This window comes from Corynebacterium sp. HMSC074C01, assembly GCF_001814605.1.
Taxonomy (GTDB): Bacteria; Actinomycetota; Actinomycetes; order Mycobacteriales; family Mycobacteriaceae; genus Corynebacterium.
The window spans coordinates 1-14,154 of the sequence record NZ_KV817285.1; the positions used below are offsets into that span (position 1 = coordinate 1).

The 14,154-nt window shown below is 60.2% G+C and carries 13 protein-coding genes; 9 read left to right on the plus strand and 4 right to left on the minus strand.

Going from position 1 to position 14,154, the window contains the following annotated elements:
- Positions 1-57: 57 nt before the first annotated feature.
- A complete protein-coding gene (locus HMPREF2978_RS08230) occupies positions 58-288 on the minus strand; it encodes a hypothetical protein (protein ID WP_070744960.1) in 231 nt (76 codons plus the stop codon).
- Between the two features lie 254 nt (positions 289-542).
- Positions 543-1,367: an ammonia-dependent NAD(+) synthetase gene (nadE, locus tag HMPREF2978_RS08235; RefSeq protein WP_070525281.1), complete on the minus strand. Its 825-nt coding sequence runs from the start codon at positions 1,365-1,367 to the stop codon at positions 543-545.
- 27 nt (positions 1,368-1,394) lie between these two features.
- On the opposite strand from nadE, the gene HMPREF2978_RS08240 reads away from it, so the two are divergent.
- From HMPREF2978_RS08240 to nrdE, 5 genes are all read left to right on the plus strand, one after another.
- Positions 1,395-2,723, plus strand: a complete 1,329-nt coding sequence (locus tag HMPREF2978_RS08240; RefSeq protein ID WP_070525282.1) for a sugar porter family MFS transporter — start codon at positions 1,395-1,397, stop codon at positions 2,721-2,723.
- Positions 2,724-2,846: 123 nt separating this feature from the next.
- Positions 2,847-2,969 carry a type B 50S ribosomal protein L36 gene (gene ykgO, locus HMPREF2978_RS08245; RefSeq protein WP_003847162.1) on the plus strand — a complete coding sequence of 41 codons (123 nt, stop codon included), beginning with the start codon at positions 2,847-2,849 and terminating at the stop codon, positions 2,967-2,969.
- A 475-nt stretch (positions 2,970-3,444) separates the two neighbouring features.
- The gene (nrdH, locus tag HMPREF2978_RS08250; RefSeq protein WP_070744962.1) at positions 3,445-3,684 is read left to right on the plus strand and encodes a glutaredoxin-like protein NrdH; all 240 of its coding nucleotides are present in this window, start codon (positions 3,445-3,447) and stop codon (positions 3,682-3,684) included.
- Between the two features lie 9 nt (positions 3,685-3,693).
- Complete coding sequence (nrdI, locus tag HMPREF2978_RS08255) at positions 3,694-4,119, plus strand: class Ib ribonucleoside-diphosphate reductase assembly flavoprotein NrdI (RefSeq protein ID WP_070525283.1); 426 nt, start codon at positions 3,694-3,696, stop codon at positions 4,117-4,119.
- A gap of 62 nt (positions 4,120-4,181) precedes the next feature.
- Positions 4,182-6,344 carry a class 1b ribonucleoside-diphosphate reductase subunit alpha gene (nrdE, locus tag HMPREF2978_RS08260; protein WP_070525409.1) on the plus strand — a complete coding sequence of 721 codons (2,163 nt, stop codon included), beginning with the start codon at positions 4,182-4,184 and terminating at the stop codon, positions 6,342-6,344.
- Here nrdE and HMPREF2978_RS08265 read toward each other — a convergent pair.
- Positions 6,341-7,051 carry a FadR/GntR family transcriptional regulator gene (locus tag HMPREF2978_RS08265; protein ID WP_070744964.1) on the minus strand — a complete coding sequence of 237 codons (711 nt, stop codon included), beginning with the start codon at positions 7,049-7,051 and terminating at the stop codon, positions 6,341-6,343. The genes nrdE and HMPREF2978_RS08265 overlap by 4 nt on opposite strands.
- 105 nt (positions 7,052-7,156) lie before the next feature.
- Between HMPREF2978_RS08265 and nrdF the strand changes: the two genes are divergently transcribed.
- The 4 genes from nrdF (at position 7,157) to HMPREF2978_RS08285 (ending at position 12,192) form a co-directional block, all read left to right on the plus strand.
- Positions 7,157-8,146 (plus strand): class 1b ribonucleoside-diphosphate reductase subunit beta, encoded by a 990-nt coding sequence (gene nrdF / locus HMPREF2978_RS08270; RefSeq protein ID WP_070744966.1) that lies wholly within the window; start codon positions 7,157-7,159, stop codon positions 8,144-8,146.
- 339 nt (positions 8,147-8,485) lie between these two features.
- The gene (ctaD, locus tag HMPREF2978_RS08275) at positions 8,486-10,177 is read left to right on the plus strand and encodes an aa3-type cytochrome oxidase subunit I (protein ID WP_070744968.1); all 1,692 of its coding nucleotides are present in this window, start codon (positions 8,486-8,488) and stop codon (positions 10,175-10,177) included.
- A gap of 103 nt (positions 10,178-10,280) precedes the next feature.
- Positions 10,281-11,474: a phosphoserine phosphatase SerB gene (gene serB / locus HMPREF2978_RS08280; protein ID WP_070744970.1), complete on the plus strand. Its 1,194-nt coding sequence runs from the start codon at positions 10,281-10,283 to the stop codon at positions 11,472-11,474.
- Positions 11,467-12,192, plus strand: coding sequence for a peptidyl-tRNA hydrolase (locus HMPREF2978_RS08285; protein ID WP_070744972.1), 726 nt, complete (start codon positions 11,467-11,469; stop codon positions 12,190-12,192). Before serB ends, HMPREF2978_RS08285 begins: the two co-directional genes overlap by 8 nt.
- On the opposite strand, the gene HMPREF2978_RS08290 is transcribed toward HMPREF2978_RS08285, so the two are convergent.
- Positions 12,189-14,150 (minus strand): ATP-dependent DNA helicase, encoded by a 1,962-nt coding sequence (locus HMPREF2978_RS08290; protein WP_070525289.1) that lies wholly within the window; start codon positions 14,148-14,150, stop codon positions 12,189-12,191. The two genes, HMPREF2978_RS08285 and HMPREF2978_RS08290, sit on opposite strands and share 4 nt — an antisense overlap.
- Positions 14,151-14,154 lie beyond the last annotated feature (4 nt).

Consider the following 14,154-nt stretch of genomic DNA (forward strand, 5'->3'; position numbering starts at 1 on the left):
TTGCGCGGAGGTTCCAGGCATCCAGGGTCTTTTTGACTTTGGATGTGTAGGTTTCAATCAGTGTGAGGGACCGAGGCTGTGGCGTTGTTGAAGAGCGGCGGCGCGGGCTTTGCGTTGTTTGCCGCTAAAGCGGGTCGGCCCGAAGTACACCTGGTGCAGGCCGGCAAGCTCGGCAGCATCGGAGGCAGAAGCTCCGAGCGCGCGGAGTTCGTCGGGTGTGCTGGGTATGTGTTCCACCAGCGCAATCCCCGAGTTGCGTAGGTGGATGTAGGTTTCAATATCCCCCATGGGCACAGAGACTAAAACAGCTCCCGCAACCCCGCAACCGGAAGAATAAACACCCAGCTCAGATGTGGGTGAAGAGTCAATCACGGGCGCGGGGCTGTATGCGCTACAGGTGTTGGGGTGGACAGATTCGCGTTCTGGGGGAGCTGACCGCCGGGGAAAGAATGCCACTGGCGTGCGGGGAAATGCTGGCCTCAGGCGCAATTGCTGGGTGCGGAAACGGAACGGGAAAGCCCCACGAGGAGGGGCTTGGAACCTTAGGCTCTGGTAGGGCCCAGCGGCATGGTGCGCTTGTGGGCGCCGCGACGCCAGAGGGTTTCGATGCGCTCGCGGGCGTCGTCAGGCACTGCCTTGCCCTCGAGGTAGTCATCGATGTGGGCGTAGGTGACGCCGAGCGCTTCTTCGTCGGAAAGCAAGGGGCGGTCATCCTCAAGGTCGGCAGTGGGGACCTTCTTCCACGTGGATTCAGGAGCCCCGAGGTACTCGAGGAGTTGAGCGCCTTGACGCTTGTTAAGCCCGGCGAGGGGCAAGACGTCGGCAGCACCATCTCCCCACTTGGTAAAGAAGGCGGTGACGTTTTCGGCGGCGTGGTCTGTACCGATGACCAAGGCCCCGACCTCGCCGGCCAGCGCGTATTGCGCAGACATGCGCAGGCGAGCCTTGAGGTTGCCTCGATTGAAGTCCCCCAGGGAGTCCTGTTGCAAGGCGTTGGCAACGACGCCGTCGAGAGCTGCGGTGGCCTCGGCAATGTTGACGGTGAGGGAGTAGTCAGGCTCGATGAAGTCGAGAGCGATCTGTGCGTCATCCTCGTCGGCCTGCACTCCGTGGGGAAGGCGCACGGCCCAGAAATGCGCCCCGTCGACGCGGGCCACCGCCAGCTGCGCCAAGCGTCCGGCCAGGGTGGAGTCCTGACCACCAGAGATGCCCAGGACAAAGCCCTTCGCGCCGGTGGTGCGGAGGTAGTCCACCAAAAAAGCGACGCGGCGCTCAACCTCTTCTGCTGGATCGATACGGGGCTTTACGCCAAGGGCCTTGATGATGTCGTGCTGGAGGTCTGAGGATTCATGTGACATGACGACCATGGTAGCCGCCTGCGACAATAGGAACCCGTGAACAAAGATACGTACGTCATGATGGTCGCAGGCATAGCCGCCCTGGGCGGCTTGCTCTTTGGATATGACACCGGAGTGATGTCTGGGGCCCTCCTCTTCGTGGGGCCGGAATTCGGTATGTCTGCCCATGAGGAAGGGCTCGTCACCTCGATGCTGTTGGTTGGCGCGGCAGTCGGTGCGCTGGCGGCTGGGCGTGTGGCGAGCGTAATCGGGCGACGCCGAACCCTCATCGCCGGCGGACTCATCTTCGTGGCTGGTTCCGTGTGGTGTGCGCTCGCAAACTCGGCCGCGGACCTTGCTACCGCCCGCACATTCCTTGGTGTGGCGGTGGGCGCGGTGTCCATCGTCTCTCCGATGTACATCTCTGAGATCACCCCGGCGGCTGTGCGGGGCCGGATGGTCTCCCTTAACACGCTCATGATCGTCGTCGGGCAGCTGCTCGCGTACGGGGTGAACTCGCTGCTGGCTGCAAGCGGCAGCTGGCATTGGATGCTCGGGCTGGCCGCGGTCCCGGGCGCGGCGCTGGCGCTCGGCATGGTCTTCCTCCCTGATACCCCGGCGTGGCTCGCGGCACAAGGCCGAACGAGCGAAGCTGCCGCAGTCAGCGCTCGGGTAGGCGCGCGGGGAGCGGAGTTGGAGCATAGCGCGCGGCGGAGCACGGGTGAATGGCGAGCTTTGCGACGCCACCGCTGGATGCGCTCGGCCATTGCGCTTGCCATGCTCATGGGGGTGACTCAGCAGATTACGGGTGTGAACGCCATTGTGTACTTCGCGCCCACGATGATGAACCAGGTGGGTATCTCCACTACCAACTCGGTGTATACGTCGATGGTGATCGGTGCGGTATCCGTCGTAGCGTGCCTCGTGGGCATGCGCGTGATTGACCGACTGGGGCGCCGCCGGCTGTTGCTAGCAGGCTTATGCGGCAACGTTGTTTCGCTCGTGGTTCTAGCTGTGGCTTATCACTTCGCTTATGATTCCACGCCGCTGGCTATGCTGGCGCTAACATGCATGGCGGCGTTCATTGCCTTCCAGCAGGCGGCGGTCTCCCCGGCCACGTGGCTGCTGATGTCAGAAATCGTGCCATCCGAAGTTCGCGGCTTGGGCATGGGAATCGCCGGGCTGGCGCTGTGGGTGAGTAACTGGGCGGTGGCGCAGTTCTTCTTGCCGGTGGTCGAGTGGCTCGGCGGCTCGCTGGCCTTCGTAATCTTTGCGGTCTTGGGCCTCGTCGCGGTGGGGTATACCCGCGCCCTCGTTCCGGAAACGACGGGGAAGAGCCTCGAGGATGTTGCCGAACAGCTTCGCTCCCGCTACTCCGAAAGCTGAGTGTTTTGGTTATGACGCGCGCGTGGGGTAACATTTTTCCTCGTGTCATTGCTGGGTGTCTGCCCGGCTGTGCTTTGAACTAATCAATCGCATCTAGATTGCGCATAACGAAAGGAGCGCCCGATGAAGGTTCGCAAGTCGCTTCGGTCGCTGAAGAAGAAGCCGGGCGCCCAGGTTATTCGCCGCCACGGTAAGGTCTTCGTGATCAACAAGAAGGATCCGCGCTTCAAGGCTCGTCAGGGCTAAGTCGTACGGACTCATGCCGCCCCCTTCAGTACGCTCGTTGCTTGCTGAAGGGGGCGGTTTCCTTTTGCGCTTCCCCCGGCTGAAACTGCCCCTGTGAGCTTAAGGGGCCTTTCGTGCCGGTGTGTGGGAGGCGAAAACTGGGGATCGAGTGGTGTTTGTCACAAACTAGGTGAATCTTCGGTGAACGAGCAGGGAATATCACTCGTGTAGTTACCGCCGTGGCAATGGGTGAAGTGATGGGGTGTCAACATGTGGGGTCGGGGCGGGTTACATCCTGGGAATATCACCCTTGTAACTACTATATATAGTGTTAGTTGCGGGGTGCGGGCACAAAGTATAGTGTCGTTGATGTTGCTTGAGCGGCGGGTCTGCACCGCTGTTCAAAGCTTTAATGCAGGGCTACTAAGCGCCCCGCTGGTATCGAATTCAACAGTCACTCCGCGTGTAGTGCCGAAGGAAGCTGAAGGAACGTCACATGAGCATCACCCTCTACACCAAGCCCGCTTGCGTCCAGTGCAACGCCACCAAGAAAGCTCTTGACCGTGCCGGTCTCGAATACGAAACGGTGGATATCACCTTGGATGATGATGCCCGTGACTACGTCATGGCTCTGGGCTACGTCCAAGCGCCGGTCGTTGAAGCTCACGGTGAGCACTGGTCCGGATTCCGTCCTGACCGCATCAAGGCACTCTCCGTTATGGCGGCGAGCGCCTAGGGAACAGCAATGTTGGTCGTGTATTTCTCTTCCGCTACGGAAAACACCCACCGCTTCGTCGAGAAGCTCGGCCTACCCAGCGCCCGCATCCCGCTGCGTCTCAGCGATGAGCCTCTCACCGTGAATGAACCTTACGTCTTGATTTGTCCGACGTATGGGGGAGGGGCATCAATGAGCGGGCAGAACACCCGGCCTGTTCCCAAGCAGGTCATTCGTTTCCTGAATGACGAACACAACCGCAGCTTCATCCGCGCTGTCGTAGCTGGAGGCAACAGCAACTTCGGCAGTGACTTTGGCAAGGCCGGCGACGTCATCGCCGCCAAGTGTAAGGTTCCTTATGTGTACCGCTTCGAACTTCTCGGAACCGAGGAAGATGTCACAATTTGCCGTGAAGGCCTTTTGGCCAACGCGGCCGCTTTAGGTTTAGCCGCCTAAAGCCTCATTCCTACTATTTTGTCTCTCCATTTCGCCATAGCAAAGAAAGGCCCGTGAACGTCGTGACCACGCAATTGGGTAAGACCGTCGCTGAACCTGTGAAGCCAGAGGAGCAGCTGGATTACCATGCGCTCAACGCACTCCTGAACCTGTATGACGAGAACGGCAAGATTCAGTTCGACAAGGACCGTGAGGCCGCGAACCAATTCTTCCTCCAGCACGTCAACCAGAACACCGTCTACTTCCATGATCTGGAAGAAAAGATGCGCTACCTGGTGGACAACAAATACTACGAGCCGGAACTGCTCGAGCAGTACGACTTTGATTTCATCAAGTCCCTGTTCAAGCGCGCCTACGCCTTCAAGTTTCGTTTTAAGACCTTCCTGGGTGCTTACAAGTACTACACCTCGTACACGCTGAAGACTTTCGACGGCCGCCGCTACCTCGAGCGCTTCGAAGACCGCGTGTCCATGACCGCACTCTTCTTGGCCGATGGTGACACTAAGGTGGCTGAGCACCTCGTGGATGAAATCATGACCGGCCGCTTCCAGCCGGCTACCCCGACCTTCCTCAACGCCGGCAAGGCTCAGCGTGGCGAGCTGGTGTCCTGCTTCCTGCTGCGTATTGAGGACAACATGGAGTCGATTGGTCGCTCCATTAACTCCGCTCTGCAGCTGTCCAAGCGCGGCGGCGGCGTGGCGCTGTTGCTGTCCAACATTCGTGAATCTGGCGCGCCCATCAAGCACATTGAGAACCAGTCTTCCGGCGTCATCCCCGTGATGAAGCTGTTGGAGGATTCCTTCTCCTACGCGAACCAGCTGGGTGCCCGTCAGGGTGCTGGTGCGGTTTACCTCAACGCGCACCACCCGGACATCATGAACTTCCTCGACACCAAGCGCGAAAATGCGGATGAGAAGATCCGCATTAAGACTCTTTCGCTTGGCATCGTGATCCCAGATATCACCTTCGAGCTGGCGAAGCGGAACGATGACATGTACCTGTTCAGCCCGTACGACGTCGAGCGCGTCTACGGCAAGGCTTTCGGTGATATCTCCGTTACTGAGCACTACGAAGAGATGGTTGAGGATCCGCGTATCCGCAAGAAGAAGATCAACGCTCGCCACTTCTTCCAGACCGTCGCGGAGCTGCAGTTCGAATCCGGTTACCCCTACATCATGTTCGAGGACACCGTGAACCGCGCCAACCCAGTCAAGACTGGGCGCATCAACATGTCGAACCTCTGCTCGGAGATTCTGCAAGTCAACTCCCCGTCGGAGCTCAACGAGGACCTCACCTACAAGACCTTGGGCAGCGATATTTCTTGCAACCTTGGTTCCTTGAACATCGCCGCCACCATGGATTCCCCGGACTTCGCGCTGACGGTGGAGACTGCTATCCGTGGTTTGACCGCGGTGTCGGATAAGACCGCCATCAACTCTGTTCCTTCCGTGCGCAAGGGCAACGATGATTCCCATGCCATCGGTCTGGGCCAGATGAACCTGCACGGCTACCTCGGCCGCGAGCACATTGAATATGGCTCCGAGGAAGGCTTGGACTTCACCAACGCCTACTTCGCCGCCATCATGTACGCTGCGCTGCGCGCATCCAACAAGCTGGCCCGCGAACGCGGCGAGTACTTCAGCGAGTTTCCCGAGTCTGACTACGCTAGTGGCGAGTTCTTCGACCGCTATGATCCGGCTGATTTTGCTCCCCGTACGGAGAAAGTTAAGGAGCTCTTCGCCAAGTCCTCGATCCACACCCCGTCGGCAGAGGAGTGGGCGCAGCTGAAGGCGGACGTCGCCAAGCACGGCATTTACAACCGCAACCTGCAGGCGGTGCCTCCGACCGGATCGATTTCCTACATCAATAACTCGACCTCTTCGATCCACCCGATTGCCTCCAAGATCGAGATTCGTAAGGAAGGCAAGATCGGCCGCGTCTACTACCCGGCGCCGCACATGGACAACGACAACCTGGAGTACTTCAAGGACTCCTACGAGATCGGCTACGAGAAGATCATCGATACCTACGCCGAAGCCACGAAGTACGTTGACCAAGGTCTGTCGTTGACGCTGTTCTTCAAGGACACCGCCACTACCCGCGATATCAACCGCGCCCAGATTTACGCTTGGCGCAAGGGCATTAAGACCCTCTACTACATCCGCCTGCGCCAGATGGCTCTGGAGGGAACTGAGATTGAGGGCTGCGTTTCCTGCATGCTCTAGTCTTTATTCGCACGCGCCTCAATGAGAATGGCGCGTGCGATTTTTTCTGCCTCGGGGGAGTCACCGCGGTGGATTGCCTCCGCTAGATCGAGGTGGAGCTGTGCGGTGCCGGCCGTCGGGTTGCGTTTGCGGGAACCATAGAGGGAGCGCCCGCGCACCATGGAGAGCAGATAGGGGCTCAGTGCCGAGAACATCTCATTGCCCGAGGCGTGGAGGACCATGGCGTGAAAGCGTAGATCTGTGGCGAGGTGCTCGCCCACGCGCCGCGTGGGCGTGACTTGGAGGCGGTGGGCCAGCTCCAGGATCTCTTCCTTATCTTCTGGGGAAGCGTGCTGCGCGGCTAAGCCCGCGGCGACAGGCTCGATGGCGAGGCGTAGATCATTAAGAGAGGTGCGCTGACTATCGCGCGATTTCTCGGAACCTAAACGCCAAGAAATGATTGCGGGATCGTAGACCGCCCATTCACTGATGGGGAGCACTGTAATACCTACTCGGCGCGACGAGGAGACCATCCCTAGGTGCTCGAGCGCGCGCATGGCTTCGCGGGCTACGGTTCGGGAAATACCGAAGCGCGCGCAGAGATCAGTGAGTGTAAATCGATCACCGGCTGCCAGCGTGCCGCTGACGATGTCCGTGCCCAAAGCGTCGAGCACGGTGCTGAGGAGGGGGGCGGAGGAGTCAGTCATTCCATCGAAACTCGGGGTCATGAGAACAGGGCTTAAGTATAAAACACGCTGGAATTTTGGCCCCTAGTTTTAGAGGGTACGATGGCACCGAACCCCCAAAATTACTAGCAAGACGAGGTGACGTGCGTGTCTCACGAGTACGACGATTACATCGCTAGCCACGAGGCTCCGGTGAAGGCAATTAACTGGAATACCATTCCAGATGAGAAAGACCTTGAGGTGTGGGATCGCCTGACCGGTAACTTCTGGCTCCCAGAGAAGGTGCCGGTGTCCAACGACATTCCGAGCTGGAAGACGCTGACGGAGAAAGAGCAGGAGACCACGATGCGTGTCTTCGCTGGTCTTACTCTGCTCGATACCATTCAAGGCACCGTGGGTGCAGTTTCGCTGCTTCCCGACGCCGTTACGCCCCACGAGGAGGCCGTGTACACCAACATCGCCTTCATGGAGTCCGTCCACGCGAAGTCCTACTCCAATATCTTCATGACGCTGGCGTCGACGCCCATGATCAACGACGCTTTCCGCTGGTCCGAGGAAAATGAAAACCTCCAGCGCAAGGCTAAGATCGTCATGTCCTACTACCAGGGTGATAACCCGCTGAAGAAGAAGGTCGCCTCCACTCTTCTAGAATCCTTCCTCTTCTACTCTGGATTCTTCCTGCCGATGCACTTCTCGTCCCGCGCAAAGCTGACGAACACGGCCGATATCATCCGCCTGATTATTCGCGATGAGGCTGTCCATGGCTACTACATCGGCTACAAGTTCCAGCAGGGCTACAAGAAGCTTTCAGAGTCGGAGCAAGAAGAGATGAAGGGCTATGCCTTCGACCTGCTCTACGATCTCTATGAAAACGAAATTGACTACACCGAAGACCTCTACGACGAGTTGGGCTGGACCGAGGATGTGAAGCGCTTCCTGCGCTACAACGCCAACAAGGCGCTGAACAACCTGGGCTTCGAGGGGCTCTTCCCGGCTGATGAAACCCGCGTGTCCCCGGCGATCCTCTCCTCGCTGTCTCCGAACGCGGATGAGAACCATGACTTCTTCTCTGGTTCCGGCTCTTCCTATGTGATTGGCAAGGCTGAGGAGACCACTGACGACGACTGGGATTTCTAAGTTCTCTCTGTCGCCTAACCGCACCCCACGAGGGGATCAATCGAAAGTTTGATTCTTTCAGGGGGTGCGTTTTCGGGTTTTGGAGACCGTCGGGCCCGCCTACCTGTGTTCTAGATCACCGTATGTTAAAGCCTGGTGTGGCGGGGCGGCCGCGTACAAGGGGTTATCCGCTCCAAACGGGGCTAGCAAGGGTGGCGGAAAATGACAGAGCGCTGGAAATTTGGCCCTGAGGTGGCCTAATATAATGCGAGTAAACCTAGGTGTTTGATCGCTGAGTGTGTGTCGCGTGAAAACGCGTGATGCCGATGTGGTTAAACGCTTGTTCTTCAGGAGGATTTTATGACCGCTGTGGCGCCACGGCTCGACGACTATGTCGCGCCTACACGTCCGGAGCCGACTGGTAACGCAAAGACCGGTTCCAAGGCTTGGACGTTGCTAACCACCACCGACCACAAGCAGCTGGGCATCATGTACATGATCATGTCCTTCAGCTTCTTCTTCCTCGGTGGCTTCATGGCTCTGCTTCTTCGTGCTGAGCTTTTCACCCCGGGACTGCAGTTCCTGTCCAACGAGCAGTTCAACCAGCTGTTCACCATGCACGGCACTGTCATGCTGCTGCTATTTGCGACACCTGTGGTGTGGGCATTCGGTAACTATGTTCTGCCCCTGCAGATTGGCGCACCGGATGTGGCCTTCCCGCGTCTGAACGCTTTCGGTTTCTGGATTACCCTGACCGGCGGCATCGTGATGCTCGCGGGCTTCTTGACCCCGGGCGGTGCTGCTGACTTCGGCTGGACCATGTACATGCCGCTGGCTGATTCGGTCCACACCCCGGGCATCGGCGCTGACATGTGGATTGTCGGTGTGGGTGCTACCGGTGTCGGTACCATTGCTTCCGCCATCAACATGATCACCACGGTTCTCACCCTGCGTGCGCCGGGCATGACCATGTTCCGTCTGCCGGTCTTCACCTGGGCTGTATTTACCGCATCTGTCATCGTCTTGATGATTTTCCCGCTGCTGACTGCAGCAGCCCTGGGTGTTCTGTATGACCGCAAGCTGGGCGGCCACATCTATGACTCCGCCAACGGCGGTGCCATCCTGTGGCAGCACCTCTTCTGGTTCTTCGGCCACCCGGAGGTTTACGTCCTCGCACTGCCGTTCTTCGGCATCATCTCTGAGGTTGTGCCGGTCTTCGCCCGCAAGCCGGTCTTCGGCTACATCGGTCTGGTCTTCGCTCTGCTGGCAATCGGTGCGCTGTCCATGGCCGTGTGGGCTCACCACATGTTCGTGACCGGTGCCATTCTGCTGCCGTTCTTCTCCTTCATGACCTTCCTCATTGCGGTTCCGACCGGCGTGAAGTTCTTCAACTGGGTCGGCACCATGTGGAAGGGCCACATCACCTGGGATACCCCGATGATCTTCGCCATGGGCTTCCTGGCAACCTTCCTCTTCGGTGGTATGACCGGTATTATGCTGGCCTCCCCGGCACTTGACTTCCACCTTGCTGAGTCCTACTTCCTGATTGCTCACTTCCACTACACCCTCTTCGGTACTGTGGTCTTCTCCGCCTTCGCTGGCCTGTACTTCTGGTTCCCGAAGATGACCGGCCGTATGCTCGATGAGCGCCTGGGCAAGATTCACTTCTGGCTGACCTTCATCGGCTTCCACGGCACCTTCCTTATCCAGCACTGGGTGGGCAACATGGGTATGCCGCGTCGTTACGCCGACTACCTGGAGTCTGATGGCTTCACGGTCTTCAACCAGATTTCCACCATCTTCTCCTTCGTCCTGGGTGCCTCGGTTATCCCGCTGGTCTGGAACGTCTTCAAGTCCTGGCGCTACGGCGAGATCGTCACCGTGGACGATCCGTGGGGCTACGGCAACTCCCTCGAGTGGGCTACCTCCTGCCCGCCGCCGCGCCACAACTTCGTATCCCTGCCGCGCATCCGCTCTGAGCGTCCGGCCTTCGAGCTGCACTACCCGCACATGGTTAAGCGCATGCGCGAAGAAGCGCACGTCGGCCACTAAGCACTCACTAGCTGAGTACTCCTGATAACGCCGCCTCCCCATCACAGCGATGGGGAGGCGGCGTTTGCCGTTGGTGGAGATTCCGAGATCGCGGTGTGCGATAATGAGGCCCGTGGATAATCAAAGTGAACAAGTCTTTGCCGTTGTCACCGCCTCAGGTCCCGACAAACCAGGCGTGTCTGCCGCTTTCTTCCGAGTCCTGAGCTCCCACAACGTCGAGCTCGTCGACGCCGAACAGGCTATCTTTTCCGGCCGCATCTCTCTTTCCGCGTATATCCGGGTGCAGGCTTCCCGTCTTGAAGCGCTTGAGCAGGGCCTGCGGAACACATTGAGCATCTATGCCCAATCCATCAACGTGGACCTTCGGGAAGAAGAGGAAACCTCACGGCCGCGCTCCACGCACGTCGTCGTGGTGCTGGGGCGCCAGCTCAACGCCAGCCACATGTCGGCGATTGCCAAAGAATTGGCCAACCTCAACGTCAACATCGACCGCATCCGCGGGCTTTCTACCTACCCGCTCAACGGTCTCGAGCTCTACATCACCATTGAGGGCGCTTCCGACCCAGTCCGCGCCATGCTGGCCCGCCTCGCTACGGAGCAAGGCGTGGACATCGCCATCGAACGCTCCGGCCTGCAACGCCGCTCAAAGCGCCTCATTTGCTTTGACTGCGATTCCACCCTTATCACAGGAGAGGTCATCGAGATGTTGGCCGCCCACGCCGGCAAGGAGGCAGAGGTTGCCGCGGTGACGGAGCGCGCTATGCGCGGTGAGCTGGATTTCGAGGAGTCTCTTCGCGAGCGCGTGGCCACTTTGGCAGGATTGCCGGAGTCAGTCATCAAGGAAACTGCCGCCGATATTCGTCTGACTCCGGGCGTGCGCACCACCATTCGCACGCTCAAGCGCATGGGCTACCGCGTGGCAGTGGTCTCAGGCGGCTTCATCCAGGTACTCGAAGACCTAGCTCAGGAGCTCGACCTCGACTACGTGCGCGCCAACACCCTCGAAATTGAGGACGGTAAGCTCACCGGCCGAGTCATCGGGGACGTGGTGGACCGCAAGGCCAAGGAAATGTTTTTGCACGAGTTCGCCGCGGATTCGGGTCTGAGCATGCTGCAGACCGTTGCGGTCGGTGACGGTGCCAACGATATCGACATGATTTCCGCCGCCGGCTTGGGCATCGCCTTCAACGCCAAGCCTGTTCTGCGTGAGGTCGCGGATACCTCCGTCAACCACCCGTATATGGATGAAATCCTGCAGATCCTGGGCATCCCAATGGAGGAAGTTGCCAGTGAATAACCTCCGTGAGGCCCATCGCCGCCTCACGGTAGCGTGTAGCGAGCGCAGCTGGCGGGATGATCCTGAGGACCCCGACAAGCCTGAGACCATTCAGGCGATGCAGATTGCGCTCAACCTACCCAAGCAGGATCCGCCCACCCGCACAGAGGTGCTCGAGGCGGCGGCGAGGGGCGTCGTCAAGCTCTGCCTCGACGATCGGGCTGGACAGGATGGAGCCTTCGCTGAGGCCTTGGGGCAGTGGTATGGGCACCGCATTCGTAAGGTGGCGCGGCGGGCGCGCAACAAGGCCTGGCGTGATGTCCAGGCCCTGCCGGGCGTCACCGTGGAGAACCGCGCGCGTGTTTTCCTCCCCTCAGCGGTACAGGATGTGCACCCGCTCGTGGCCAAGCTGCAGATTGGCCATACCGACCTCCCGAAAGATGAGCAGGAGCCCGCGCTTGGCGACGCCCCCGTGATCTACATCGACGCGTCCCTCGCGATGAGCGCGGGAAAGGCCGCAGCACAAGTAGGGCACGGTTCGATGCTGTTGGCCGCGGCGATGAGCGCCGAGGAAGTAGAAGACTGGGCAGCACAGGACTTTGCGCTGTCCGTGCGCGAAATTCCCCATGAGGAGTTTGCCGTGGCTTGTGCGCGTCCGGGAGCGGTGGGGGTGCGCGACGCCGGCTTCACCGAGGTCGCCCCGGACTCAGCCACGGTGTGCGCGCTGCGCCGCCCCTAGCGGGCCTCAACCAGGCGCTTGAGAGCGCCGCGTACAACCTCAGGGTCGCTCGTGGGCCACATCTGCGGCATCGAGGCGCGTAGGTAGGAGCCATAGCGCTTGGTTTCCAAGCGGCTATCGAGGACCGCGACGACCCCGCGGTCGTTGGCGGAACGCAGCAGGCGGCCCGCGCCCTGGGCCATAAGCAGCGCTGCGTGTGTCGCGGAGACTTCCATGAAGCCGTTGCGGCCAGCTGCTTTCGCGGCTTCGGTGCGGGCTTGCATGAGGGGGTTATCCGGGCGGGGGAAAGGAATGCGGTCGATGAGGACGAGGGAACAGGCAGGTCCCGGTACGTCGACGCCCTGCCAGAGGGTGAGTGTGCCGAAGAGACAGGAGTTCTCGTTCTTTGTGAACTTATCCACGAGCGCGCCAATGGAGTCCTCGCCCTGGAGGAAGATATCGAAGGGGAGGGTGGGCTTGAGTTCCTCAGCTGCCTGTTGCGCGGCCCGGCGCGAGGAGAAGAGCCCGAGAGTACGCCCGCCCGCAGCCATAATGAGCTCGCGGATCTCCTTGAGCGTCTCCGGGCTGAGACCGTCGCGGCCCGGCTGCGGTAGATGCGAGGCGGTATACAAGATGCCGCTGCGAGCAGGATCGAAAGGATATCCCACATCGAGGCTGTCCCATGAACCTTTGGGCAGGCCCCATTGCGCGGCCATGGCGTCGAAGCGACCGCCCAAGGCCAGTGTGGCGGAGGTCAGCACCACGGTCTGTTCGCCGAAGAGCTTTTCGTGCAGCATGCCGGCGATGGAGAGCGGGGCCACGGCGAGGGTGTCGTTCAGCGTGCGCTCATCGCGCTCCAGCCACACCACGTCGGCGTGCGCGGCGGGGTCACCAGTGGCGAAAACGTCGAGGATGCGGGCGATGGCTTCGACGAGACCGCTGAGGTGATTGGACAGGTTTTGGCGCTCGGCAGATTTTTCCGGGTCTTGGGCCTGTTCGCCTTCGGGGGCGCGGGCGATAGTCTCGCGGCAGTCGGCCAGCGTGTCCGCGAGGCTCATGAGTTGTTGTTTGGCTTCCTCAGGGAGGTCTGTCCAGCGGCCCGGTGTGAATTCCCCGAGCAGTTGGCTCAACTCGTTGGCCTGCTCGGTGAGGCGTTGGTCCTTGCCGTTGGCTCCGAGAGCTTTGGCACGGTTGGCCGCCATCTTCAGCGCACGACCGGTGATTTCGGCGGTCGAGACCGAGGTGATGCGTCCGTCCAATTCGTGGGCCTCATCGATAATGACGACATCGTGCTCAGGCAGGATGTTGATGTCTGCCACCGCATCGATGGCGAGCAGCGCGTGGTTGGTGACGACGATATCGACGTCCGCTGCGCGACGCCGCGCGAGCTCCGCGAAGCAGTCCTCGCCGTGCGGACAGCGCGTAGCGCCGAGACATTCGTTGGAGGTGACAGAAACCTGCCGCCACGCGAGATCGGGCACTCCTGGTTCTAAGTCCTCGCGGTCACCAGTCTCGGTGTCCTCCGCCCATTCATAGACCCGTTGGACATGGCGGCCAAGGTGAGAGATGGAGTCCTCATCAAGCAGGGCATCTTCGTCCTCCAACTCGGCGGCACGGGAGACCTTGTTGAGGCAGACATAGTTGGAGCGCCCCTTCATGATGGCGAAGGTCGGCTTCTTCTCCAGGTGCGGCTCGAGGGCTTCGGCGAGGCGCGGCAGGTCTCGTTCCACGAGCTGGCGCTGCAATGCCAGGGTGGCGGTGGAGACGATCACGGTGTGGCCAGTGCCTTGGGCGTGGCGGAAGGCAGGAACCAGGTAAGCCAAGGACTTGCCCGTACCAGTTCCCGCCTGCACGGCGAGGTGGCGTTCCTTTTCCAAGGCGGTGGTCACAGCCTCCGCCATGCGCACTTGGCCGGCACGCCGCGAGCCACCGAGGGCGGAAACGGCGGCGTCGAGAAGGTCAACCGTTGAGTCGTGCATGTCA